3 protein-coding genes and 1 pseudogene are annotated in these 1,859 nt (G+C 31.0%); 1 reads left to right on the top strand and 3 read right to left on the bottom strand.

Translation table 11 applies throughout. The annotated features are described in order from the left end of the window. A partial coding sequence (locus AC1DTM_RS24810) for an ATP-binding protein (protein ID WP_477001128.1) occupies positions 1-263 on the top strand: 263 nt, incomplete at its 5' end. 171 nt (positions 264-434) lie between these two features. Here the strand turns inward: AC1DTM_RS24810 and AC1DTM_RS24805 are convergent. The 3 genes and pseudogenes from AC1DTM_RS24805 to AC1DTM_RS24795 all read right to left on the bottom strand — a co-directional run. After that, positions 435-758 (bottom strand): hypothetical protein, encoded by a 324-nt coding sequence (locus tag AC1DTM_RS24805; protein WP_477001127.1) that lies wholly within the window; start codon positions 756-758, stop codon positions 435-437. 293 nt (positions 759-1,051) lie between these two features. Then, positions 1,052-1,255 (bottom strand): hypothetical protein, encoded by a 204-nt coding sequence (locus AC1DTM_RS24800; RefSeq protein WP_088099094.1) that lies wholly within the window; start codon positions 1,253-1,255, stop codon positions 1,052-1,054. 453 nt (positions 1,256-1,708) lie between these two features. Next, positions 1,709-1,859: pseudogene (locus tag AC1DTM_RS24795) on the bottom strand (SGNH/GDSL hydrolase family protein); the annotation flags it as partial.

Raw genomic sequence — 1,859 nt, 5'->3', positions numbered from 1 at the left:
AGGCTATGATAGATGGTGGAGTATTGCAAATTAATATACAAAAAATTAAAGGGAATGTTGTTATTGATATTATTGATTCAGGAATTGGAATGTCCTCCGAACAACTAAAACGAATTGCCTTACCATTTTATTCAACAACTGAAAAAGGCACTGGACTTGGTACCATGATTGCCTACAGTACTATTAAAGAATTAAAYGGAGATATAGACATAGAGAGTAAAGAAGGAAAAGGAACACGCTTTTCTATTAGTATTCCTTGTTAACATAACAAAAGTATATTTCTTTCTCATGTAATTATATCAAGATACGGTGAAAATATATGATGTTACAAGAGGTAGTAAATTTATAATAAATTCACTACCTCTTGTCTCCCTATCCACTTATCAAGTTTAATCTTAGTATCATCATTTAATCGTTTTCTTATATTTCAGCTTTTAGAATTCTTCTATTTCAACTGTAAAATGTGGCTTGAATTTCACTTCGATTCTTTTCTTTGCTTCTGCCCYTTGAATGTATAGCGAGTCATTACGCGTATAAATTTGTTTCACCGACTCCATCTTGGTTTCAATGATACGTTTGTCTTCATAAAGCATTTTTAATTCAACAGTTGCATCATAATAGAACATAATCATTACCAATTCAAATCCAAGTTTATCGATTTTGCTATATCTATACGCACTCGCACCTGGAATATAATAATCTTCTGGTCCATCCTCGAATATTTCTAATAACTCGTATTTATCATATTTTATATCCAATATTCCTCAATCTTTTTTGTACTAGAATGTTTTATGCTATTCATTTGTAACTAATCTCTGACACTTTTCCATACTGATACTAGTACTCTAAAAAAGGACGTGATCAGTATGGAAAAGTAAAACCTATTCAAGTGTTTGGACTAACAGCATAAAATACAATTCCGCTCGAAATATATGCGCTATATTCTCTATTATTTTATCTTTGCACCAGAACCTTAATTCTTAACTAACTATTTGGACAAACAGTTAAACGGGACATTTTATGGATGATAAATCTAGGTTATGGCCCGTTTTTATATGCCATTTAGATCTTCTCTTTTAACATCAATTAGTGAGATTCTTCTTTCCCACCTTTGTACAAAGTTCAAATTTGCTCTAACTTCACTCCCGTGCTCCCAAAAATTTGGCGCCTTAATCATTTTTACACCTTCAGGGATTTCATGTTCTCTTCTAGAAATATGTTTCAAATCAGAAGGTACTAACCGCAATTTAGGCATAGGATGACCTCTTTTTTTACAATCCTTAATTAATGTGCTCAATTTTATAATATAGATTCTAGACAACTACCCAAAAAAGGTGGGAATACAAGAGTTCACTGAAATCAAAAAATCATGTTATGACATATAAAACCGACAGCTCTCAATCCGTATAAATTGGCAAAGACGTAGCAATGATGCTTAAGATTCAGAAGTCTACTTTKGATTACAACAAAATATAGATTTGAATCCTATTTCTCAGTGAACAATATTATTAAAATTAAGATGGTTCAAGTCAGAGGAAGGCACCCTAGGTGTCTTTTCTTGTTTATTATAAAAAACCTCAAGCATGAATTATATACTTGAGGTTTTTTTCGATTTCTTGTCTAAAAGATACCAATATAGAACTTGATGGAATTCCTTAAAAAACATTTCTTAATACAAATTATATCATATTCGTTAAATCGTGAACTATTATTCTAACTTCTGTACAGGCAAACTACTAAAAATTAATTCAGCAACTTTTACATATCCTTTTGAGTTTGGATGAATTAAATCTGTAGACCAAAGCGTATTGTCATTAACTAAATGATGATTCCAAAAGTCAACATGATGAAGCTTATAC

The organism is Bacillus sp. P4_D3, assembly GCF_056401855.1.
Note: the sequence above shows the minus strand (reverse complement) of the source record. Positions and strands in the feature narration are given on the sequence as shown.